This window comes from Cupriavidus sp. DB3, assembly GCF_020418465.1.
Classification (GTDB): domain Bacteria; phylum Pseudomonadota; class Gammaproteobacteria; order Burkholderiales; family Burkholderiaceae; genus Cupriavidus; species Cupriavidus cauae.
Genome location: NZ_JAIZPL010000005.1, coordinates 62,675 through 84,575 on the forward strand (window position 1 = coordinate 62,675; position 21,901 = coordinate 84,575).

Annotated in this window: 22 protein-coding genes; 14 read left to right on the top strand and 8 right to left on the bottom strand. The window is 69.1% G+C overall.

From position 1 onward, the window contains the following. Positions 1-7: 7 nt before the first annotated feature. The 3 genes from K7G19_RS16695 (at position 8) to K7G19_RS16705 (ending at position 2,741) form a co-directional block, all read left to right on the top strand. Entirely contained in the window at positions 8-928 is a 921-nt protein-coding gene (locus K7G19_RS16695; RefSeq protein WP_150084128.1) for an ABC transporter permease, read from the top strand. A 142-nt stretch (positions 929-1,070) separates the two neighbouring features. Further along, the gene (locus tag K7G19_RS16700) at positions 1,071-2,222 is read left to right on the top strand and encodes a BMP family ABC transporter substrate-binding protein (RefSeq protein WP_226108232.1); all 1,152 of its coding nucleotides are present in this window, start codon (positions 1,071-1,073) and stop codon (positions 2,220-2,222) included. Positions 2,223-2,447: 225 nt separating this feature from the next. After that, the gene (locus K7G19_RS16705) at positions 2,448-2,741 is read left to right on the top strand and encodes a YkvA family protein (protein WP_149317935.1); all 294 of its coding nucleotides are present in this window, start codon (positions 2,448-2,450) and stop codon (positions 2,739-2,741) included. A gap of 181 nt (positions 2,742-2,922) precedes the next feature. On the opposite strand, the gene K7G19_RS16710 is transcribed toward K7G19_RS16705, so the two are convergent. The 4 genes from K7G19_RS16710 to K7G19_RS16725 form a co-directional block, all read right to left on the bottom strand. After that, positions 2,923-3,897 (bottom strand): quinone oxidoreductase, encoded by a 975-nt coding sequence (locus K7G19_RS16710; RefSeq protein ID WP_226108234.1) that lies wholly within the window; start codon positions 3,895-3,897, stop codon positions 2,923-2,925. A gap of 66 nt (positions 3,898-3,963) precedes the next feature. After that, positions 3,964-4,380: a methylglyoxal synthase gene (locus tag K7G19_RS16715; RefSeq protein WP_226108236.1), complete on the bottom strand. Its 417-nt coding sequence runs from the start codon at positions 4,378-4,380 to the stop codon at positions 3,964-3,966. A gap of 8 nt (positions 4,381-4,388) precedes the next feature. Next, on the bottom strand, positions 4,389-5,177 hold the full coding sequence (locus tag K7G19_RS16720; protein WP_149317932.1) for an SDR family oxidoreductase: 789 nt from the start codon (positions 5,175-5,177) through the stop codon (positions 4,389-4,391). 85 nt (positions 5,178-5,262) lie between these two features. After that, positions 5,263-6,204 carry a DMT family transporter gene (locus tag K7G19_RS16725; protein WP_149317931.1) on the bottom strand — a complete coding sequence of 314 codons (942 nt, stop codon included), beginning with the start codon at positions 6,202-6,204 and terminating at the stop codon, positions 5,263-5,265. 347 nt (positions 6,205-6,551) lie between these two features. Here K7G19_RS16725 and upp point away from each other — a divergent pair, with 347 nt between their 5' ends. Then, positions 6,552-7,202, top strand: a complete 651-nt coding sequence (gene upp / locus K7G19_RS16730) for a uracil phosphoribosyltransferase (protein ID WP_006577223.1) — start codon at positions 6,552-6,554, stop codon at positions 7,200-7,202. 46 nt (positions 7,203-7,248) lie between these two features. Here the strand turns inward: upp and K7G19_RS16735 are convergent, their stop codons facing one another. Then, positions 7,249-8,778, bottom strand: coding sequence for a helicase HerA-like C-terminal domain-containing protein (locus tag K7G19_RS16735; protein ID WP_226108239.1), 1,530 nt, complete (start codon positions 8,776-8,778; stop codon positions 7,249-7,251). Between the two features lie 349 nt (positions 8,779-9,127). Between K7G19_RS16735 and K7G19_RS16740 the strand changes: the two genes are divergently transcribed. From K7G19_RS16740 to K7G19_RS16780, 9 genes are all read left to right on the top strand, one after another. After that, the gene (locus K7G19_RS16740; protein WP_149317928.1) at positions 9,128-9,853 is read left to right on the top strand and encodes a YebC/PmpR family DNA-binding transcriptional regulator; all 726 of its coding nucleotides are present in this window, start codon (positions 9,128-9,130) and stop codon (positions 9,851-9,853) included. A gap of 95 nt (positions 9,854-9,948) precedes the next feature. Next, a complete protein-coding gene (purD, locus tag K7G19_RS16745; RefSeq protein WP_226108241.1) occupies positions 9,949-11,217 on the top strand; it encodes a phosphoribosylamine--glycine ligase in 1,269 nt (422 codons plus the stop codon). 238 nt (positions 11,218-11,455) lie between these two features. Beyond that, positions 11,456-12,367 carry an oxygen-dependent coproporphyrinogen oxidase gene (hemF, locus tag K7G19_RS16750; protein WP_149317926.1) on the top strand — a complete coding sequence of 304 codons (912 nt, stop codon included), beginning with the start codon at positions 11,456-11,458 and terminating at the stop codon, positions 12,365-12,367. 9 nt (positions 12,368-12,376) lie between these two features. Next, positions 12,377-13,111 (top strand): nicotinate-nucleotide adenylyltransferase, encoded by a 735-nt coding sequence (locus K7G19_RS16755; protein WP_150084134.1) that lies wholly within the window; start codon positions 12,377-12,379, stop codon positions 13,109-13,111. A 100-nt stretch (positions 13,112-13,211) separates the two neighbouring features. Continuing rightward, positions 13,212-14,030, top strand: coding sequence for a ribosome silencing factor (gene rsfS / locus K7G19_RS16760; RefSeq protein WP_226108243.1), 819 nt, complete (start codon positions 13,212-13,214; stop codon positions 14,028-14,030). A gap of 31 nt (positions 14,031-14,061) precedes the next feature. Further along, on the top strand, positions 14,062-14,532 hold the full coding sequence (gene rlmH / locus K7G19_RS16765; RefSeq protein WP_149317924.1) for a 23S rRNA (pseudouridine(1915)-N(3))-methyltransferase RlmH: 471 nt from the start codon (positions 14,062-14,064) through the stop codon (positions 14,530-14,532). A gap of 70 nt (positions 14,533-14,602) precedes the next feature. Beyond that, entirely contained in the window at positions 14,603-15,208 is a 606-nt protein-coding gene (locus K7G19_RS16770) for a nucleoside triphosphate pyrophosphatase (protein WP_226108245.1), read from the top strand. A gap of 161 nt (positions 15,209-15,369) precedes the next feature. After that, entirely contained in the window at positions 15,370-16,833 is a 1,464-nt protein-coding gene (rng, locus tag K7G19_RS16775; protein WP_226108247.1) for a ribonuclease G, read from the top strand. A gap of 282 nt (positions 16,834-17,115) precedes the next feature. Continuing rightward, a complete protein-coding gene (locus K7G19_RS16780; protein WP_370639565.1) occupies positions 17,116-17,691 on the top strand; it encodes a hypothetical protein in 576 nt (191 codons plus the stop codon). Between the two features lie 170 nt (positions 17,692-17,861). Here K7G19_RS16780 and K7G19_RS16785 read toward each other — a convergent pair whose 3' ends face one another. The 3 genes from K7G19_RS16785 to msbA form a co-directional block, all read right to left on the bottom strand. After that, positions 17,862-18,134, bottom strand: coding sequence for a hypothetical protein (locus tag K7G19_RS16785; RefSeq protein ID WP_223819805.1), 273 nt, complete (start codon positions 18,132-18,134; stop codon positions 17,862-17,864). Positions 18,135-18,323: 189 nt separating this feature from the next. Beyond that, positions 18,324-18,974 (bottom strand): peroxidase-related enzyme, encoded by a 651-nt coding sequence (locus K7G19_RS16790; RefSeq protein WP_223819763.1) that lies wholly within the window; start codon positions 18,972-18,974, stop codon positions 18,324-18,326. A gap of 165 nt (positions 18,975-19,139) precedes the next feature. Continuing rightward, positions 19,140-20,864, bottom strand: a complete 1,725-nt coding sequence (gene msbA / locus K7G19_RS16795; protein WP_226108249.1) for a lipid A export permease/ATP-binding protein MsbA — start codon at positions 20,862-20,864, stop codon at positions 19,140-19,142. A gap of 233 nt (positions 20,865-21,097) precedes the next feature. Here msbA and K7G19_RS16800 point away from each other — a divergent pair, with 233 nt between their 5' ends. Next, positions 21,098-21,856, top strand: coding sequence for a glycosyltransferase family 2 protein (locus K7G19_RS16800; RefSeq protein ID WP_226108250.1), 759 nt, complete (start codon positions 21,098-21,100; stop codon positions 21,854-21,856). The last annotated feature ends 45 nt before the right edge of the window (positions 21,857-21,901 follow it).

The window sequence follows — 21,901 nt, forward strand, 5'->3', positions numbered from 1 at the left end:
TATCCCCATGGAACAATTCGCTCCCCTTGTCGCCACCGCGATCAATGCCGGCACCCCGCTGCTGCTGGCCGCGCTGGGCCTCTTGATCAACGAACGCGCCGGCGTGCTGAACCTGGGCGCCGAAGGCATGATGCTGGTCGCCGCGGTGTTCGGCTTCATGGTCGGCTACCAGACCCAATCGCCGCTGCTCGGCTTCGTCGCCGGCGCGCTGGCCGGCATGGCGATGGCCACGCTGTTCGCCTGGCTGGCGCTGGTGCTGGCCACCAATCAGGTCGCCACGGGCCTGGCGCTGTCGATCTTCGGCACCGGCCTGTCGGCCTTCATGGGCCAGCGCTTCGTCGGCCATGCGATGCCCGCGCAGGGCAGCAAGGTGCCGGGCCTGGCCGACCTGCCCTTCGTCGGCCCGGCCTTCTTCCAGCATCACTGGATGGTCTATGTCAGCGTGCTGCTGTGCCTGGCGATCATGTGGTTCCTGTTCCGCACGCGCGCCGGGCTGACGCTGCGCGCGATCGGCGAATCGCCCGAGTCGGCGCACGCGCTCGGCTATCCGGTGCGCTGGATCCGTTTCGCCGCGCTGCTGTTCGGCGGCGGCTGCTGCGGGCTGGCGGGCGCCTACCTGTCGCTGGTCTATACGCCGATGTGGGTCGAGAACCTGGTCGCCGGACGCGGCTGGATCGCGCTGGCGCTGACCACCTTCGCCACCTGGCGGCCCGGCCGCGTGCTGGTCGGCGCCTGGCTGTTCGGCGGCGTGACGATCCTGCAGTTCTATCTGCAGGGCATCGGCGTCTCGGTGCCGTCGCAGATCCTGTCGATGCTGCCGTACGCGGCCACCATCGTCGTGCTGGCGCTGATCTCGCGCAATCCGGCGTGGATCCGCCTGAACATGCCGGCGTCGTTGGGACGGCCGTTCCGCCCCGGCAACGCCTGAACCGTTTCGATCGGCGGCGCGGCGAACAGGGGTCGCCGCGGGGCCGCGCCCGCCGTTGCAAGCAGAGCCAACCCGCCTGGCATCCCGCATGCTTCCGCATATGTCCCGCATGCATTCGCACATTCAACACAAGGAGAAATCGATGAACGTCACGCGCAGGAAGTCCCTCGCGGCGCTGGCCGCCACCACGCTGCTGGCGGTCGCCACGCTGGCCGGCTGCGGCAAGAAGGAGGCAGAGCAGCCCGCGCCGGGCGCCGCCTCGGCCCCGGCCGCCGCGGGCCAGGCGGGCGAGCCGCTGAAGGTCGCCTTCGTCTATATCGGACCGGTCGGCGACGCCGGCTGGACCTATGCGCACGACCGCGGCCGCAAGGCGGTCGAGGAGAAGTTCGGCGACAAGGTCAAGACCACCTACGTCGAGAACGTCCCCGAGTCGGCCGCCGACGCCGAGCGCGTGTTCCGCGACCTGGCCAGCCAGGGCAACAAGCTGATCTTCGGCACGACCTTCGGCTACATGGAGTCGATGCTGAAGGTCGCCCGCGAATTCCCGGACGTCCGCTTCGAGCACGCGACCGGCTTCAAGACCGCCGAGAATCTCGCCCAGTACGACGTGCGCACCTACGAGGGCGCGTACCTCGCCGGCGTGGTCGCGGGCAAGATGAGCAAGACCGGCAAGATGGGCGTGGTCGCCTCGGTGCCGATCCCCGAGGTGATCCGCAACATCGACTCGTTCGCGCTCGGCGCGCGCAGCGTCAATCCGAACGCCACCGTCAAGGTGGTCTGGGTCAACAAGTGGTTCGATCCGGGCAAGGAGCGCGAGGCCGCGACCACGCTGATCGGCCAGGGCGTCGACATGCTGATGCAGAACACCGACTCGGCCGCCGTGGTGCAGACCGCGCAGGAAAAGGGCGTGCACGCGTTCGGCTGGGACAGCGACATGAGCAAGTTCGGTCCCAAGGCCCACCTGGCGGCATCGGTGATCTCGTGGGGCGTCTACTACAACAAGGTGGTGGGCGACGTGCTCAGCGGCCAGTGGACCAATGGCACCACCTGGTGGGGCCTGAAGGAAAACATGATCGACCTGACCGGCTTCAACGCCGACGTGCCCGAGGACGTCAAGGCGCTGGTCGCCGAGCGCCGCCGCGGCATCATCGAGGGCAGCTCGCCGATCTGGAAGGGTCCGATCAAGGACAACACCGGCAAGCAGCAGCTCGCCGAAGGCCAGGTCGCCGACGACAAGTTCCTGCACGGCATCAAGTTCTATGTCGAGGGTGTGGAGGGGCAGATTCCGGGTTGATGGCGATCCGCAGCGCTCGCCGCCATAGTTCTCTCTCGTAGCTCCCCTCGTAGTTCCCCCTCGTAGTTCTCCCCTCTCCCGCCGCGCGGGAGAGGGCAGCAAACCCCTCCCTACCCTTCACCACATATCCCCCGGGAACTTGAACCCGGCCCGATCGGCCCAAGCTATCCTGTCGTCGTGCCGCGCATTTCCAGCCGCGGGTGCACAGTGTGAAGGAGGCCTCTCATGTGGAAACGATTCTCGGCGCTTTGGACGCTCGCGCGGCGCGATGGGCGCCTGCTCTGGCATGCGCTGCGGCACCCGGACGCGCCCGGCTGGCTCAAGCCGGCGGTGATCGGCGTGGTGCTGTACGCGCTGTCGCCGATCGACCTGATCCCCGACGTGGTCGCCGGTCTGGGCATCGTCGATGACCTGGTGCTGATCCCGCTGGCGGTGCACCTGATCCTCAAGCGCCTGCCGCCGCACATCCTGCGGCAAGCGCAGATGCGGTCGGCAGCGACCACGGTGCGGCCGCGCTGAGCACGCGGTAAAGGCAAACCAAACAGCAAACGAAAAGGGCGCCACTGGCGCCCTTTCTCGTTGCGGCTTGATGGGGTTGCAGCCCCATGGCAGCCCCATGGCAGCCCCATGGCAGCCCCATGGTGGCCCGATTGCAGGCCGACTGCGGCCCGATTGCAACCTGGTGCCGCCCGCCCCGTACTTACGGAATCAGCACGGTCGACCCGGTGGTCTTGCGCGCCTCCAGTTCGCGATGCGCCTGCGCGACCTCGGACAGCGGATAGCGCTGCCGCACCTCGATCCTGACCTTGCCGCTGCGCACGATGTCGAACAGCTCGGCCGCCATCGGCTCGAGCAGGTCGCGCTGCGTGACATAGGTCATGATGGTCGGCCGCGTCAGCTTCAGCGAGCCCTTGGCCCCCAGCACCGAGATATCGACCGGCGGCACCGGACCCGAGGCATTGCCGAAGCTGACCATGGTGCCGCGCGGCGCCAGGCAGTCCAGCGAATCGTTGAAGGTGTCCTTGCCGATCGAGTCGTAGACCACCGCGACGCCCTTGCCGCCGGTGATCTCCTTGACGCGGTCAAGGAAGGACTCGTGCGTGTAGACGATGGTGTGGTCGCAGCCATGCGCGCGCGCCAGCGCGGCCTTGTCGTCGTTGCCGACCGTGCCGATCACGGTGGCGCCCAGCGCCTTCAGCCATTGCGAGGCGATCAGTCCGATGCCGCCGGCGGCCGCGTGCAGCAGCACGGTATCGCCCGGCTGCACGCGGTAGGTGTCGCGCACCAGGTATTGCACCGTCATGCCCTGCAGCATCATCGCCGCGGCCTGCTCGAACGAGATGTCGTCCGGCAGCCTGACGACGATGTCGGCCGGCATCACGCGCACCTGCGCATAGGCGCCGGTCGGACGACCGGCATAGGCGACGCGATCGCCAACGCTCAAGTGCGTCACGCCCGGCCCGACCGCCTCGACCACGCCGGCCCCTTCCATGCCGATCCCGCCGGGCAGCGGCTGCTTGTACAGCCCGGTGCGGAAATAGACGTCGATGTAGTTCAGGCCGACCGCCTCCTGCCGGATGCGGATCTCGCCCGGGCCGGGCTCGCCGACCTCGACGTCGACCCACTGCATCACTTCAGGACCGCCGTTCTCGAAGATGCGGATGGCTTTGCTCATGGTTCGGTTCTCCTTGGGGATGATCGGATGGAAGCGCCGCGGGGTCCCGGCGACGCCGCGCCCGGCTCAGCCGGCCGGCGCCTCGGTGCGGCGCCGCATTTCGGCGATCAGCATGTCGGCGGTCGCCACATTGGTCGCGCACGGCACGTCGTGCACGTCGCAGGCACGCACCAGCGCGTTGATATCGGGTTCGTGCGGCTGCGGCGTCATCGGGTCGCGCAGGAAGATCACCGCGGCGACCCGGCCCTCGGCCAGCTGCGCGCCGATCTGCAGGTCGCCGCCCCACGGGCCGGACAGCATGCGCGTGACCTGCAGTCCCACCTCGTCGATCAGCCGGCCGCCGGTGGTGCCGGTGGCCAGCAGCTCGCAGTGCACGAGGAAGTCGCGGTGGCGGCGGGCGAAGGCGACGATGTCGTCCTTCTTGCGGTCGTGCGCGATCAGCGCGATGCGCGGCGATACCGCGGCGACAGGGGTGGTCGTCATGCGCGCGCTCAGAAGGTGCCGGGGTAGGCGCCGCCGTCCAGCAGGATGTTCTGCGCGGTGATGTACGCGGCCTGCTTGCTGCACAGGAAGGCGCAGGTGGCGCCGAACTCGGCCGGATCGCCGAAGCGGCGCGACGGATTCTGCGCGGCGCGGCGCTGGGCGACCTCGTCGACCGTCAGGTTGGCCTTCTTCGCCGCGCCTTCCATGGTCTTGTACAGGCGGTCGGTATTGAACGGCCCCGGCAGCAGGTTGTTGATGGTCACGCCATGCTGCGCGACCTCGCGCGCCACGCCGGCGACGAAGCCGGTCAGGCCCGAGCGCGCGCCGTTGGACAGGCCCAGCACGTCGATCGGCGCCTTGACCGCGCCGCTGGTGATATTGATGATGCGGCCCCACTTGCGCGCGATCATGCCGTCGACGGTGGCCTTGATCAGTTCGATCGGCGTCAGCATGTTGGCGTCCAGCGCGGCGATCCAGTCCTCGCGATTCCAGTCGCGGAAGTTGCCCGGCGGCGGGCCGCCCGCGTTGTTGACCAGGATGTCGAGGTCGCCGAGCTTGGCCGCGGCGTCGAGCGCCTGCCGGCGGCCTTCTGGCGTGGTGATGTCGGTCGCCACCGCGATCACGCGGCGGCCATGGCGCGCGCGCAGGTCGGCGGCGGCCTTGTCCAGCGCCTCGGCGCCGCGCGCCACGATCACCACGTCGACGCCCTCGGCGGCCAGCGCATCGGCGCACGCAAAGCCCAGTCCCTTGCTGGCGCCGCACACCAGCGCATGCTTGCCTCGCAGTCCGAAATCCATGCTCCCTTCTCCTTGATTCGCCAATTGTCCAAGCTTGTTCGAGCGCGCGCCGTTGCGTGGCTCACGCGCTCGCCGTCACGTCGATTCAGCCGCGCGCGGTCTTGCCGCGCGACAGCAGATAGATGCCGCCCATCACCAGCGCGCTGCCCGCCAGCTGCACCACGGTGATCGGCTCGCCCAGCAGCCAGAAGCCGAGGAACAGCGTCGACACCGGGCCGATCATGCCGGCCTGCGAGGCCATCGGCGCGCCGATGCGCGCCACCGCCATCATCGTCAGCGACACCGGCAGCACGGTGCAGAACACCGCGTTGATCACCGACAGCCACATCACCGGCGCCGGCTGCAGCAGCTCGCCCCACGGGCGCCCCAGCACCAGATATTGCACCACGCAGCAGGCGGTGGACACGCACATCGCATAGGCGACCAGCCGCAGCGAGCCGATGCGCGCCACCAGCTCGCCGCTGGCGATCAGATAGACCGCGTAGCTGAGCGCGCTGCCCAGCACCAGCGCGGCGCCGAGCCAGACCTGGCTGCCGCTGACGTCGAGATCGTGGGCCAGCACCAGCACGATGCCGGCATAGGCCAGCAGCAGCGAGATCCATTGCTGGCGGCTGATATGACGCTTGAAGCCGAAGGCGGTGGCCAGCACGACGAAGGACGGCGTCAGGAACAGGATCAGCCGCTCCAGCCCCGCGGTGATGTACTGCAGGCCGAGGAAATCGAGAAAGCTCGACAGGTAGTAGCCGATGAAGCCGAGCATCAGCACGCGGCCGCGATCGGCCCACGACAGCGGCGGCAGCCGCATCGACTGCCACCAGCCGATCGCCATGAACAGCGGCACCGCGAACAGCATGCGCAGCGTGATCACCATCACCGCGTCGACGTTGTAGCGGTACATCAGCTTGGCGACGATGGCCTTGCCGGAGAACAGCACCGCGCCGATGGCGGCGACGGCAAGCCCGGTGCGCTGCCGCGCGCCGGCGGAGGCCCCGGCGGGGCTGGCGAGGGATTTCTGGGAAGCGGGCACGGGTATGGTGCAAACGGCCTGTCCGCGCGCGGTCGCCGACAGGCGCGCGCGGCAAGGCATGACGTCGGGAAATTTTGTTTGGCATTGCCGCCCGACAATGCCGCCGGACAGACGCGAGGATTGTATGTCAAAAGGCGCAAAGGCATCGGACGGGGCTTCGTCGCCGCCCCTCAGGCGGGCCCCGGCGTCCGACGGTTCGACCCGCAGCGTTTGTGGCGTTGCCAGGCACCGTGCCCCCGCTTTCGCGCGGACCGCGGGGACGACCCCGAGTCCATCCATTACAATCCGGCACCACCGGGGCGATCCCCCGGATTCCGCCCTGCCCTCACCGCCAGCCGCTACCCGCCATGAAGCAAGATCCGCGTTTCCCCAACCTGTTCATCCTCGACCACCCGCTGATCCAGCACAAGCTCTCGCACATGCGCGACCGCGACACGTCGACGCGGACCTTTCGCGAGCTGCTGCGCGAAATCACGCTGCTGATGGGTTACGAGATCACGCGCAGCCTGCCGCTGACCACGCGCCATATCGACACGCCGCTGGTCAGCATGGACGCGCCGGTGATCGCCGGCAAGAAGCTGACCATCGTGCCGGTGCTGCGCGCCGGCGTCGGCATGAGCGACGGCCTGGTCGAGCTGATCCCGTCGGCGCGGATCGGCCATATCGGCGTCTATCGCGACGAGCATCATCGTCCGGTCGAATACCTGGTGCGGCTGCCCGACCTGGAGGACCGCAGCTTCATCCTGTGCGATCCGATGGTCGCCACCGGCTATTCGGCGGCGCATGCGGTCGACGTGCTCAAGCGCCGCGGCGTCAAGGACGAGGCGATCACCTTCGTCGCGCTGGTGGCGGCGCCCGAGGGCGTCGAGGTCTTCCAGAAGGCCCACCCGAACGTGAAGCTCTACGTGGCCTCGCTGGACAGCCATCTGGACGAGCACGCCTACATCGTGCCGGGCCTGGGGGATGCGGGCGACCGGCTGTTCGGCACCAAGAACTGATGCAGGGGCGGGGGCCGATGCCGGGGCCCGCCCCGGCCGCCGCGCCTTAGCGGCGCTTGCGCCCCGACCCCAGCAGGCTGCCCAGCACACCGCGGATCAGCTCGCGGCCGACCTGCGAGCCGACCGTGCGGGCGGCCGACTTGGCCATCGATTCGAGGATCGAATCGCCGCGGCCGCTCTTGCCGGTGCCGCGCGTCAGGCCGCCGAACAGATCGCCGGCCTCGTCGAGCCAGCCGCGTTCGCCGGCCTGCTGCGGCGCGGGCTGGCCTGCGCCCTGCCCGGCCTGCGCATCCGCCTCCTGCGCGGCCCTGCCCTTGAGCCGCTCGTAGGCCGATTCCCGATCGACGGCCTTCTCGTAGGTGCCCGCCACCAGCGACGAGGCCAGCAGCTGCTTGCGCTCGGCCTCGTCGATCGGGCCGATGCGGCTGCCCGGCGCCAGCACCCACGCGCGCTGCGTGATGCCGGGCGTGCCCTTGGCGTCGAGCAGCGAGATCAGCGCCTCGCCCACCGCCAGCTCGCCGATCGCCTTCTCGACGTCCAGCTCGGGATTGGCGCGCATCGTGGTGGCGGCCACCTTGACCGCCTTCTGGTCGCGCGGCGTGAACGCGCGCAGCGCATGCTGGACGCGGTTGCCCAGCTGCCCCAGCACGGTGTCCGGAATATCGATCGGATTCTGCGTGACGAAGTACACGCCGACGCCCTTGGAACGGATCAGCCGCACCACCTGCTCGATCTTCTCGAGCAAGGCCTTGGGTGCGTCGTTGAACAGCAGGTGGGCCTCGTCGAAGAAGAACACCAGCTTGGGCTTGTCGAGGTCGCCGGCCTCGGGCAGCTTCTCGAACAGCTCCGACAGCAGCCACAGCAGGAAGGTCGCGTACAGCCGCGGCGCGTGCAGCAGCTTGTCGGCGGCCAGGATATTGACCATGCCCAGACCTTTGTCGGTCTGCATGAAGTCGTCCAGGTTCAGCATCGGCTCGCCGAAGAACACGTCGGCGCCCTGCGATTCGAGCGCGACCAGGCCGCGCTGGATCGCGCCGATCGACGCGGCCGAGATATTGCCGTACTCGGTGGTGAACTGCGAGGCGTTGTCGCCGACGTACTGCAGCATCGCGCGCAGGTCCTTGGCGTCGAGCAGCAGCAGGCCATTGGCATCGGCGATGCGGAACACCAGGTTCAGCACGCCCTGCTGGGTGTCGTTGAGCTCGAGCATGCGCGACAGCAGCAGCGGGCCCATGTCGGACACGGTGGCGCGCACCGGATGGCCCTTCTCGCCGAACACGTCCCACAGCGTGGTCGGGCACGCGCCCCAGACCGGCTCGGGCAGGCCCAGGTCGGCCAGCCGCCTGGCGAGCTTGTCGGACAGCTGGCCGGGCTGCGAGATGCCGGTCAGGTCGCCCTTGACGTCGGCCATGAAGACCGGCACGCCGAGCCGCGAGAAGCCCTGCGCCAGCGTTTGCAGCGTCACGGTCTTGCCGGTGCCGGTGGCGCCGGTGATCAGCCCGTGGCGATTGCCCATCTGTGGCAGCAGGGCCAGTTCTTGCTGGGCGTTCTTGGCGATAACGATGGGGTCGGCCATGCTGGGGCTCCGGTGAATAAGGACGCGATGACGAGGCGATGATGAAGCGATGGTGCCGGGATAGTGCGGCGATGGTGCGGTGCCACGAAGCCCGCCCGGCCCGGCGCGGCAAGGGCCGGGCCGGCGGTCTGGCGCGCAGGGCCGCGTGATAAAATCCCGGGCTGATTATATCCAGCAGTGATTGCCAGCAGTCATGGCCTGCCGCTGATGATTCCATCACCGGCGCGTGCATCGCAACAGGCCGCATGGGCGCGCTCAAGCGCCCACCGGTCCGGCCGCCAGCCTTCGGCCATGCTGCCCTTGCCGCGCTGCACGCGCCTCGCGTACCTGTTCCGCCTCGGAGAGAAACATGGCCGGTCATTCCAAATGGGCCAATATCAAGCATAAGAAAGCCGCAGCCGACGCCAAGCGCGGCAAGATCTGGACCCGCCTGATCAAGGAAATCACCGTCGCCGCCAAGCTCGGCGGCGCCGATGCCGATTCGAATCCGCGCCTGCGCCTGGCCGTGGACAAGGCCATGGACGCCAACATGCCCAAGGACAACATCCAGCGCGCGATCCAGCGCGGCGTGGGCGGTCTGGAAGGCGCCAGCTACGAGGAAATCCGCTACGAGGGCTACGGCCTGTCGGGCGCCGCGATCATCGTCGATTGCCTGACCGACAACCGCACCCGTACCGTCGCCGAAGTGCGCCACGCCTTCTCGAAGCACGGCGGCAACATGGGCACCGAGGGATCGGTGGCCTTCATGTTCACGCACTGCGGCCAGTTCCTGTTCGCGCCGGGCACGCCCGAGGACAAGCTGATGGAGGCCGCGCTCGAGGCCGGTGCCGACGACGTCGTCACCCACGAGGACGGCTCGATCGAGGTCACCTGCCCGCCCAACGATTTCGGCACCGTCAAGACGGCGCTGGAAGCGGCCGGCTTCAAGGCCGAGGTCGCCGACGTCGTGATGAAGCCGCAGAACGAGGTCAGCTTCACCGGCGACGACGCCGTCAAGATGCAGAAGCTGCTCGACGCGCTGGAAAACCTCGACGACGTGCAGGAAGTCTTCACCAACGCAGTGATCGAGGACTGAGCCGGCGCTTCCGCCCCCTCCCCTCTCCCCGGCGGCCGTCGCGACATCGATGCAGCGGCCGCCCTCCCCAAAGCTTTATCTTCTGGCAGTGGATCATGAAAGTATTGGTTGTCGGCTCGGGCGGACGTGAACACGCGCTGGCCTGGAAACTGGCCCAGTCGCCCAAGGTGCAGGTCGTCTACGTGGCGCCGGGCAACGGTGGCACGGCGCTGGACAAGCGGCTGCAGAACATCCCGGTGACCGACCCGGTGGCGCTGGCGGACTTCGCCCGCCAGGAGAACGTGCATTTCACCGTGGTCGGTCCCGAGGCGCCGCTGGCGGCCGGCATCGTCGACGTGTTCCGCGCGCAGGGCCTGCGCATCTTCGGCCCGAGCAAGGCGGCCGCGCAGCTGGAGTCGTCGAAGGACTTCGCCAAGGCCTTCATGCACCGGCACCAGATCCCGACCGCCGCCTACCAGACCTTCGCCGACGCCGGCCAGGCGCACGCCTATATTGACGCGCAGGGCGCGCCGATCGTGATCAAGGCCGACGGCCTGGCCGCGGGCAAGGGCGTGGTGGTCGCCACCACGCTGGAAGAGGCGCACGCCGCGGTCGACATGATGCTGGCGGACAACAAGCTCGGCGATGCCGGCGCGCGCGTCGTCATCGAGGAATTCCTGGAGGGCGAGGAAGCCAGCTTCATCGTGATGGTCGACGGCGCCAACGTGCTGGCGCTGGCCACCAGCCAGGACCACAAGCGCCTGCTCGACGGCGACGCCGGCCCCAATACCGGCGGCATGGGCGCCTATTCGCCGGCGCCGGTGGTCACGCCCGCGCTGCATGCGCGCGTGCTGCGCGAGATCATCATGCCGACCGTGCGCGGCATGGAGAAGGACGGCATTCCGTACACCGGCTTCCTGTACGCCGGCCTGATGATCGACCGCGACGGCAATCCGAAGACGCTGGAATTCAACTGCCGCATGGGCGATCCCGAGACCCAGCCGATCATGGCGCGTCTGAAGACGGACCTGTTCGACGTGATGGAGCACGCGGTCAACGGCCGGCTCGACGCGGTCGAGCTCGACTGGGACCGCCGCACCGCGCTGGGCGTGGTGATGGCCGCGCACGGCTATCCGGACGCACCGCGCAAGGGCGACCTGATCACCGGCATTCCGGCCGAGACCGACGACAGCGTGACCTTCCACGCGGGCACCACGCTGGCCGACGGCAAGCTGCTGACCAATGGCGGCCGCGTGCTGTGCGTGGTGGGCCTGGCCGATACCGTCAAGGCGGCGCAGCGCGCGGCCTATGCGGCGGCCCAGCAGATCCACTTCGACGGCATGCAGTACCGCTCGGATATCGGGTATCGCGCGATCAAGCGCTGAGGTCCCTGTCCCTTGGGCCGGCTCCGCCTTGTTCTCCCTCTCCCCCTTCACGGGGGGAGGGCCGGGGACAGGGGGTGGTCTCAAACCACGTCGGCGATAGCGATGCCCTTGCCCCCTCCCCCGCCCCTCTCCCGCAGGCGGGAGAGGGGAGAAATGCCCTGAGGCTGTCCTGACGCTCCCCCGCGTGCCGGCCCCGCCGCACCATGACGGGGCAGCGGCTACAATCCTGACCATGCTCATGATCGATTCCCAGGCAGTCCGCGCCTATCTGCTGGATCTGCAAGACCGCATCACGGATGCCGTCGCCGCCATCGACGGACAGCCGTTCGCCACCGATGCCTGGGAAAAGCCGCCCACCGAGCGCCTGCGCGGCAGCGGCCGCACCCGCATCCTCGAAGGCGGCGCGGTGATGGAGCGGGCCGGCGTCGGCTTCTCGCACGTGCGCGGCGACGCGCTGCCGCCCTCGGCCAGCGCCAACCGGCCCGAACTGGCCGGACGCGGCTTCGAGGCGATGGGGGTCTCGCTGGTGTTCCATCCGCGCAATCCCTACGTGCCCACGGTCCATATGAACGTGCGCTGCTTCCTGGCGGTCAAGGAAGGCGCCGAGCCCGTCTGGTGGTTCGGCGGCGGCATGGACCTGACGCCCTACTACGGCAATGCCGACGACTGCCGGCATTTCCACGCCACCTGCAAGCGCGCGCTCGATCCGTTCGGCGCCGAGCTGTATCCGCGCTTCAAGCGCTGGTGCGACGAGTATTTCTTCCTGAAGCATCGCGGCGAGGCGCGCGGCGTCGGCGGCGTGTTCTTCGACGACTTCTCCGCGCTCGGCTTCGACGACAGCTTCGCGATGATGCGCGCGGTCGGCGACGGCTTCCTCGACGCCTACCTGCCGATCCTGCAGGCGCGCAAGGACACCCCTTACGGCCCGCGCGAGCGCGACTTCCAGGCCTATCGCCGCGGCCGCTATGTCGAATTCAACCTGGTGTTCGACCGCGGCACGCTGTTCGGCCTGCAATCTGGCGGCCGCACCGAATCGATCCTGATGTCGATGCCGCCGCAGGCCGCCTGGCGCTACGACTGGCAGCCCGAGCCGGGCAGCGCCGAAGCGGCGCTGTACACGGATTTCCTGCCGGCGCGCGACTGGGTCTGAACCTCACCGATGAACATCACTGCCCCCGCCGCCAGCGCGCCGAACCGGCCTGCCCAGGCCGACGATCCGGATCCCGCCCGGCACGGCCGCCCCTGGCGCCTCGGCATCCTCGGCGGCACCTTCGATCCGCCCCATGTCGGCCACCTCGCGCTGGCGCGGCTGTGCATCGACCATCTGCAGCTGGACGAGCTGCTGTGGATCCCTACCGGCCAGTCGTGGCAGAAAGGCAACGACGTGACGCCGGCCGCCGACCGGCTGGCGATGACCGAGCTGGCCGCCGCGGCGCTGGCCGACGCGCCGGCGCGGGTCCACGCCAGCCGCATGGAGGTCGATCGTGCCGGCCCGAGCTACACCATCGACACGGTGCGCCAGCTGCGCGAGCAATACGGCCCGGAAGCCTCGCTGGCCTGGCTGATGGGCGCCGACCAGTTGCTGCGCCTGCACACCTGGCATGGCTGGGAGGATCTGCTCGACTACGTCCATCTGTGCGTCGCGACCCGGCCCGGCTTCGCGCTGGACCGGCTCGACGGCCCGGTGCGCGACGCGCTGGCCCAACGCCGCGCCGACGCGCACCTGATACAATCCACGCCCTCCGGCCGGATGTGGATCGACCAGACGCTCGCCGTCGACCTCTCCTCCACCGCCCTGCGCCAGCGCCTCGCCGCCGGCCAGCGCGCGGATGACCAACTCCCCCCGGGCGTGGCACACTACATCGCCACCCACGGACTCTATCGCCAGGACTGAGCAGGACCGTGGAACCGGGCCGGCCGTTGGCAATGGCCCGGGACGCGGCCACGGCCACCGATCCCTCGCTGACAAAATACAAGGGCACCACCAAGGCACCATGGATATTCGCAAACTGCAACGCGCCATCGTCGATGGCCTCGAGGACGTCAAGGCACAGGACATCAAGGTGTTCGACACCACGCACCTGACCGAACTGTTCGACCGCGTGGTGATCGCCAGCGGCACCTCGAACCGGCAGACCAAGGCGCTGGCCGCCTCGGTACGCGACACCGTCAAGGAAGCCGGCGGCCACATCGTCGCGGTGGAAGGCATGGAGACCGGCGAATGGGTGCTGGTCGACTGCGGCGACGCGGTGGTGCATATCCTGCAGCCGCAGCTGCGCCAGTACTACAACCTGGAAGAGATCTGGGGCGACAAGCCGGTGCGGATCAAGCTCGGCAGCACCGGCAAGGGGCTGATCAAGGCCAGCGAGCCGATGGACGACGAGGACGACGAGGACGCAGGCCAGAAGGCGCTGCGCGCCCGCGCCACGCGCCGCGCCGCCGGCGAACGCCCGGCGCTGGCCCGCCTGCCCGAAGGCATGAAGGAGCCGTCGCCGCCGATGGGCCACGAGGACACCGATCCGGACGCGATCGCCACGCAGCGCAAGCCGGTCGCCCGCCCCCGCACCACCAGCAGCAGCGGCGCCGCGCCGGCGCGCAAGGCCCCGGCGCGCACGGGTACCGGCAGCGGTACCGGCGCCGCCCGCAAGGCCGCGGCCAAGACCGCCACCAAGACTGCTACGAAGACCGCTGCCAAGACGGCGGCCAGGACGGGAACCGGCACCGGCACCCGTGCCGCAGCCAAGAGCACCGCCACGCGCAGCGCCGCCGCCAAGCCCGCGGCACCGCGCAAGCGCGCCACGCGCTCGGCCTGAGCCGGGCCCCATCCCGCAGCAGCGCGTCGCCGTGCAGTTGCTGATCGTCGCGGTCGGACACAGGATGCCGGCCTGGATCGAGGCGGGCTTCGCCGAGTATGCCAAGCGCATGCCGCCGGAGCTGCGCATCGTGCTGCGCGAGATCAAGCCCGAGGCGCGCACCGCCAGCAATAACGCCGCGACCGTGATGCAGCGCGAGGCCGCGCGCATCGAGGCCGCGCTGCCGCGCCAGTGCCGCATCGTCGCGCTGGACGAACGCGGCCGCGACCTGACCACGATGCAGCTGGCCGAGCAGCTGACCGGCTGGCAGCGCGAGGGCGGCGACGTCGCCTTCCTGATCGGCGGCGCCGACGGGCTCGACCCCGCGCTGAAGGCGCGCGCGCAGACGCTGCTGCGGCTCTCGAGCCTGACGCTGCCGCACGGCATGGTGCGCGTGCTGCTGGCCGAGCAGCTGTACCGCGCCTGGACCGTCACGCAGAACCACCCTTACCATCGGGTCTGATCCCTGCTCGCCCGGTCTGAACCGTCGTCCCACCCTTGTCCCTGAGCGCGCCCGCCGCGCCCGTGCCACCGTGCTCCACGACGTCCTCTACCTCGCCTCCCAAAGCCCCCGCCGCCGCGAACTGCTGACCCAGCTCGGCGTGTCCTACCAGCTGCTGCTGCCCGACGACGACGAAGACGCCGAGGCGCTCGAAGCGGTGCTGCCCGGCGAGACGCCGGACGACTACGTGCAGCGCGTCTGCGCGCTGAAGGCCGAGGCCGCGCTGCGCCGCCGCGAGCGCCGCGCGCTGCTCGATGCGCCGATCCTGACCTCCGACACCACGGTCTGCCTGGACGGCCGCATCCTCGGCAAGCCCGAGCATGCCGACGACGCCGCGGCGATGCTGGCTGCGCTGTCCGGCACCACGCACCGCGTGCTGACCGCGGTGACCGTGGCCTCGACGCTCGGCGCGCACCATGCGCTGTCGATCTCCGAGGTCAGCTTCCGCGCGATGCGCGAGGACGAGATCGCGCGCTACGTGGCCAGCGGCGAACCGCTCGGCAAGGCCGGCGCATATGGCATCCAGGGCCGCGCCGCCGAGTTCGTGCAGCGGATCGCGGGGAGCTATTCGGGTATCATGGGCCTGCCCCTGTTCGAGACGGCAGCGCTGTTGCGACAGGCCGGCCTGCGCTTCTGAGGCGCGGCGCCGGAACGCCACGACGCCACAACGCCGGGCAAGCCGAACATGGCGCCGGTCCCCCGCCGACCGCGCCGCCCGGCATCCAGGGGACCAACCTGCTCCGCCGCGACGGACAACCGTCGACGGAGCCAGCCAGCCGGCGACGGATCGCACAAAACATGACCGAAGACATCCTCGTCAATATCACCCCGCAGGAAACACGCGTGGCCATCGTGCAGCAGGCCGCGGTGCAGGAGCTTCATGTCGAGCGCACGCTGACGCGCGGACTGGTCGGCAATATCTATCTGGGCAAGGTGGTGCGCGTGCTGCCCGGCATGCAATCGGCCTTCATCGACATCGGGCTCGAGCGGGCCGCCTTCTTGCACGTCGCCGATATCTGGCACCGGCGCGAGCCGGACCGCAACGGCAGCACGCAGCTGGCGATCGAGAAGACGCTGTTCGAGGGCCAGGCGCTGATGGTGCAGGTGATCAAGGACCCGATCGGCACCAAGGGCGCGCGGCTGTCGACCCAGGTCAGCATCGCCGGCCGCACGCTGGTCTATCTGCCGCAGGACCCCCATATCGGCATCTCGCAGCGGATCGAGGGCGAAGTCGATCGCGAGGTGCTGCGCGCGCGCGTGCAGGGGCTGGTGCCGGAGGAGGAGCGCGGCGGCTTCATCGTCCGGACCATCGCCGAGGAGGCGACCGACGAGGAGCTGGGCAACGACATCGCCTACCTGCGCAAGATCTGGGGCGCGATCCGGCTCAATGCGACCACGCTGCCGGCGCCGAGCCTGCTGTACCAGGACCTGAGCCTGGCACAGCGCGTGCTGCGCGATTTCGTCAATGACGCCACCGGCGTGATCCAGGTCGATTCGCGCGAGAACTACCAGAAGCTGGTCGAGTTCGCGCAGGAATACACGCCGGCGGTACTGCCGCGGCTGTCGCACTACACCGGCGAGCGGCCGATCTTCGACCTGTTCAATATCGACGCGGAAATCGAGCGTGCGCTGTCGCGGCGCGTCGACCTGAAGTCGGGCGGGTATCTGATGATCGACCAGACCGAGGCGATGACGACGATCGACGTCAACACCGGCGGCTATGTCGGCGCGCGCAATTTCGACGACACGATCTTCAAGACCAACCTGGAGGCGGCGCACACGATCGCGCGCCAGCTGCGCCTGCGCAATCTCGGCGGCATCATCATCATCGACTTCATCGACATGGAGAACGCCGAGCACCGCGACGCGGTGCTGTCGGAACTGAAGCGCGCGCTGTCGCGCGACCGCACCCGCATCACCGTCAACGGCTTCTCGCAGCTGGGCCTGGTCGAGATGACGCGCAAGCGCACGCGCGAATCGCTGGCGCACGTGCTGTGCGAGCAGTGCCCCGTCTGCCAGGGCAAGGGCCAGGTCAAGACGCCGCGCACGGTGTGCTACGAAATCCTGCGCGAGATCATGCGCGAGTCGCGCCAGTTCAATCCGCGCGAGTTCCGCATCCTGGCCTCGCAGGAAGTGATCGACCTCTTCCTCGAGGAGGAAAGCCAGCATATGGCAATGCTCGGCGACTTCATCGGCAAGCCGATTTCGCTGCAGGTCGAATCGACCTTCCATCAGGAGCAGTACGACATCATCCTGATGTAGGCCTCGATGTCGGCGCGATGCAGGCGCCGATGTCGGCGTCGATGTCGGCGCGGCCCGCCCGCGTTCCGCCCGGAACGCGCCCTCAGGGTCAGACCGCATGCCATCCCCGCACCAATCTTCTATAACGATTAGGAGGATGGCGCGCGCCTGGCGCGGCGGCGGGAGCGGACGATGACACGCTGGAATGACGCAATGGCCCAAGGGCCGTCGGCGCGGCGGATCGCGCCATGGGCAGGCCCGCTGCTTGCCGGACTACCGGCAGGAATACGGGCAGGAATACCGGTGCGATTAGCGGCGGGACTGGCGGCGGGACTGGCGGCAGGACTACCGGCGCGAGCGGCAGCGAGGCTACCGCTGGCACTACCGGCGGCACTGCTCGCGGGACTGCTGGCCTTGCCGGGCTGCACGCCCGTGCAGGAACTGGCCAAACGCGCGCCCTCGTTGCCGCCGGCCGCGCCCGAACGGCAGGTCACGCCCGCCCCTCCTCCACCGATTCCCTCGCGCGTGATCGAGCTCGCCGGCTATTGCAGCCGCACCGAGGACGATGGCTTTCGGGAAGAGGCGCGCGTGCGCGTCGCCGCGAACGAGGTGCAGGCGTTGAACTGGAAGCTGTGGGTGCCCCGGCGACGCGGCTCCTGCGCCTTCGATCTGAGCGAATTCAGGCAGGTCCAGAAGGCCCCGCATATCGAACTGGTGGCGCGCGACGACAGCGGCTGCAAGCTGATGGTGTGGCAGGACCCGCGGCGCGTCACGCTGGCCCATGCAAATTGCCAGAAGCGCTGCACGCCGGGAATCTACGAGGAAGCGTGGCCAGTGATGTTCGACCCGGCCAGCGGCATGTGCGCGCAGGTCAAGTAGGCCGGCCACACAACGCGCCGCACGCTACACGCTGCTCGCCGCAAGTCCCAGGCCATCGGTCACAAGCCACCCACCGGATGACACCGGACGACACCGGACGGCGCGCGGCGCGCCACGCGCCATACGACTGCGGCGCCGGCCGGCGCGCCGGCACACCCGCGCCCGGCATTTCAGCCGCGCTTGACCCAGACCACCAGGCCGCCCGCGATGCCGAGCGTGCGCCGGTCCGGACGATAGTCCATGGTGCCGGGGAACTGCTGCGCGTCGCGCTGGCCGATGCGCCAGGCGCAGCCATCCAGCAGCGCGATCGCCTCGGCCTCGGGCTTGCCGACCAGCGCGTCGTCGGCCAGCTTGTCGGCGGCGCAGCCCTGCGGCGTGGCGGCGCCTCCCATCGGCGGCGGCGGCGGGCCGGGCGGCGGTTCGCTGGCGCAGGCGGTCAGCATGGCCGCGCCGGCAGCGGCGCCAGCCAGCCGGCCCGTGCGGGTCAGGCGAGGCAGCAGCGGGTAACGAAGCGCGGAAAGAAGCGAGGTGAGACGCGATCGGTCGACGATCCTTGGCATGCAATCTCCTTGCAGGTCGGGAGCGGACGGCATCCGCCGTCCGCGGGCGAGACGGCCGGTCCCGGCACCGGATTACGGCTTGGCCTTCGGCACACGTCCCATCAGGAAGAACTCGTCGTTGGGACGCATGCCGATGGTGTTGGCCATCCGGTTGGACAGGCCGAAGAAGGCCGTGATGGCGGCGATGTCCCACGCGTCCTCGTCGGAGAAGCCGTGCGGGCGCAGCGCCTCGAAATCGGATTCGTCGATCTCGTGCGAGGCCTGGCAGACCTTCATCGCGAAATCGAGCATCGCGCGCTGGCGCGGCGGCAGGTCGGCCTTGCGGTAGTTGACCGCGACCTGGTCGGCCAGCAGCGGCTTCTTCTCGTAGATGCGCAGGATCGCGCCGTGCGCGACCACGCAATACAGGCACTGATTGACGCCGGAGGTGGCGACCACGATCATCTCGCGCTCGCCCTTGCTCAGTCCGCCCTCCTTGTCCATCAGCGCGTCGTGATAGGCGAAGAAGGCGCGGAACTCGGCCGGCCGGTGCGCCAGCGCGAGAAAGACGTTGGGAACGAAGCCTGCCTTCTCCTGCACCGCCAGGATGCGCTCGCGGATATCGTCCGGAACCTGCTCCAGCGTCGGCACCGGATAGCGGCTGATCGGCTTGCTGTCGACACTGCCGCCGGACTTGCCGGCTGCCGCGCCCTGCGCGGCACGGCCTTGCTGCGATTCGCTCATCGTGGTCTCCTCGGTTGATTCCGGTCCATCCGTCCGCCGGCATGGCCGTCGCGCGGCGCGCGAGGCATGCCACAGTATCGGCCAGCCACGGCGGCACGCCAAGCGAGGCCGGCCGGTGGCGCACCGCACCGAATCGCACCGCGGCACAGCGCCCCCGCGGCAGGCTTACTGCGTCGCGAACTGGATCCGGTGCAGCCCGGCGTACAGCCCGTTCGCGGCCAGCAGCTCGGCGTGGGTGCCGTGCTCGGCGATGCGTCCCTGATCCAGCACCGCGATGCGGTCGGCGTTCTCGATGGTCGACAGGCGGTGCGCGATCACCAGCGTGGTACGGCCGACCATCAGCGATTCCAGCGCGGCCTGGACCTGGCGCTCGGACTCCGAATCCAGCGCCGAGGTGGCCTCGTCCAGGATCAGGATCGGCGCGTCCTTGTACAGCGCGCGCGCGATCGCCAGGCGCTGGCGCTGTCCGCCCGACAGCTTCATGCCGTTGTCGCCGATATTGGTCTGCAAACCCTCGGGCAGCCCCTTGACCACGTCGGTCAGGTAGGCGGCCTCGAGCGCGCGTTCGACCCGCGCCATGTCGATCTGGTCGGCCGAGTGCACGCCGTAGGCCACGTTGGCGGCGACGGTGTCGTTGAACAGCACCACGTCCTGGCTGACGAAGGCGATCTGGCGGCGCAGGTCCTTCAACGCCAGCGCATCGAGCGGCTGGCCGTCGAGCAGGATGCGCCCTTCGGTCGGGTCGAAGAAGCGCGGCACCAGGTTGACCAGCGTGGTCTTGCCGCTGCCGGACGGGCCGACCAGCGCCAGCACCTCGCCCGGGCTGACCTGCAGCGACACGTCCTGCAGCGCCGGGCGCCCGGCGTCGCCATAGCGGAAGCCGACGCGCTCGAACACCAGCTCGCCGCGCGCGCGGTCCAGCGGCAGCCCGCCCTGCTGCGGCTCCACCGGCTCGTCGATCAGCCGGAAGATCATTTCGGCGGCGGTCATGCCGCGCGTCAGCGGCTGGTTGATGTCGGTCAGGTGCTTCAGCGGCGAGATCAGCAGCAGCATCGCCATCACGAAGCCGGTGAAGCCGCCGATGGTGGTCTGGTTGCCCTGCGCCTGCACCATCGCGATGGTGATGATCACCGACAGCGCCAGCGCGGCCAGGAACGCGGTGACCGGCTGGTTCAGCCCGCCCGCGACCGCCATCCGCATCGAATAGTTCTTCAGCCGCTCGGCCATCGCGCGAAAGCGCGCCAGCTCGTAGGTCTCGCCGCCGTGCAGCTTGACCACCTTGAAGCCGCCCGCCGCTTCCTCGACGACATAGGCGGCGCTGTTGGTCAGCGTCTGGTGCTCGCGGTTGAGCTTGCGCAGGCGCCGGTTGATCTTCGACATCAGGTAGCCGATCACCGGCAGGATCACCGCGACGATCAGCGTCAGCCGCCAGTTCGTGTAGAACAGGTAGATCAACAGCGCGACCACCGTCAGCGAATCGCGCACCAGCGTGATGAACACGCTGGTCAGGATCTGCAGCACCTGGTTGACCTCGAAGATCACCGCATTGATCAGCGACGCCGCGGTATTGCGATGGAAGAACATCGCCGGCACATGCAGCATGCGCTCGAACATCTGCAGCCGCATCTTCAGCAGCACGCGGTTGGAGATCAGGCTCAGCAGGTAGCCGGAGGCGAACTGCGCCAGGCCGCGGATCAGCGCGACGCCGGTCAGGATCGCCGGCACATGCCACAGCTTGCCGGCGTAGTCGCCGCCGAAGCCCTTGTCCAGCAGATCGTTGACGACCTTGGGGATCACCCCTTCGCTGGCGGCCACGACGGCCATCGCGACGATGGCGGCGATGAAGATGCGCAACTCCGGGCGCAGGTAGGACCAGAGTCGGGCGGGCATGGTTTGCACACCTGGCGTCGATGGGCGGGACAAGAACACTCCTTCGGAATAATCAGAGGCGCCGGTGAGCCCGGGCCGGAGACCGGAAGCGGGCGCCGGCGGGGTCGGCCCGGCGCAGAGGCCGGCAGGGGCCGGGGTACAATGGCGCGGCGCTCGACCGGGGCGATACCGTGCCGATTGCGGTCGGATCGCGGCTCGGTCGCGTCAATACAGCAGGCCATACGACCACGTCAATGAAACTCTCCGTCGTCATCATCACCCGCAACGAAGCCCACAATATCCAAGCCTGTCTGGAGAGCGTGAAGTGGTGTGACGAGGCGATTATAGTGGATTGCATGAGCGCGGACGCCACCCCGGCAATTGCCCGGGACATGGGCGCGCGCGTGATCCAGACCGAGGACTGGCCCGGCTTCGGTCCGCAGAAGAACCGCGCGGTGGACGCCGCCACCGGCGACTGGATCCTCAGCATCGATGCGGACGAGCGCGTCAGCCCCGCGCTGCGCGACGAGATCCTCGCCGCGATCGCCAGCGACAGCGCCGACGGCTACGAGATGCCGCGGCTGTCGCAGTTCTGCGGCCGCTTCATCCGCCATGGCGGCTGGTATCCCGATTACGTGACGCGGCTGGTGCGCCGCGGCCAAGGCCGCTTCAGCGATGCGCTGGTGCACGAGAGCCTGATCGTGCAGGGCCGGCTCGGCCGGCTGCGCGAACCGCTGACGCACTACAGCTATCGCGACTACTCCGACGTGCTGCGCAAGATCGACAGCTATTCGTCGGCCGGCGCGCGCCAGGCCTTCAGCCGCGGCAAGCGCTCGTCGCCGCTGGCCGCCGCGGGCCACGGCCTGTGGGCCTTCCTGCGGACCTGGCTGCTCCGCCGCAGCATTCTCGACGGCGCCGAAGGCTTCGGCGTCGCGCTGATGAACGCGCAGGCGAGCTACTACAAATACCTGAAGCTGTGGTACCTGGGCCGGCAGCAGGCCGGCGGCCAATGAGCGGCCGGCGGCGACCCATGACCGTGGCTTTCCTCCCGTCCCGAT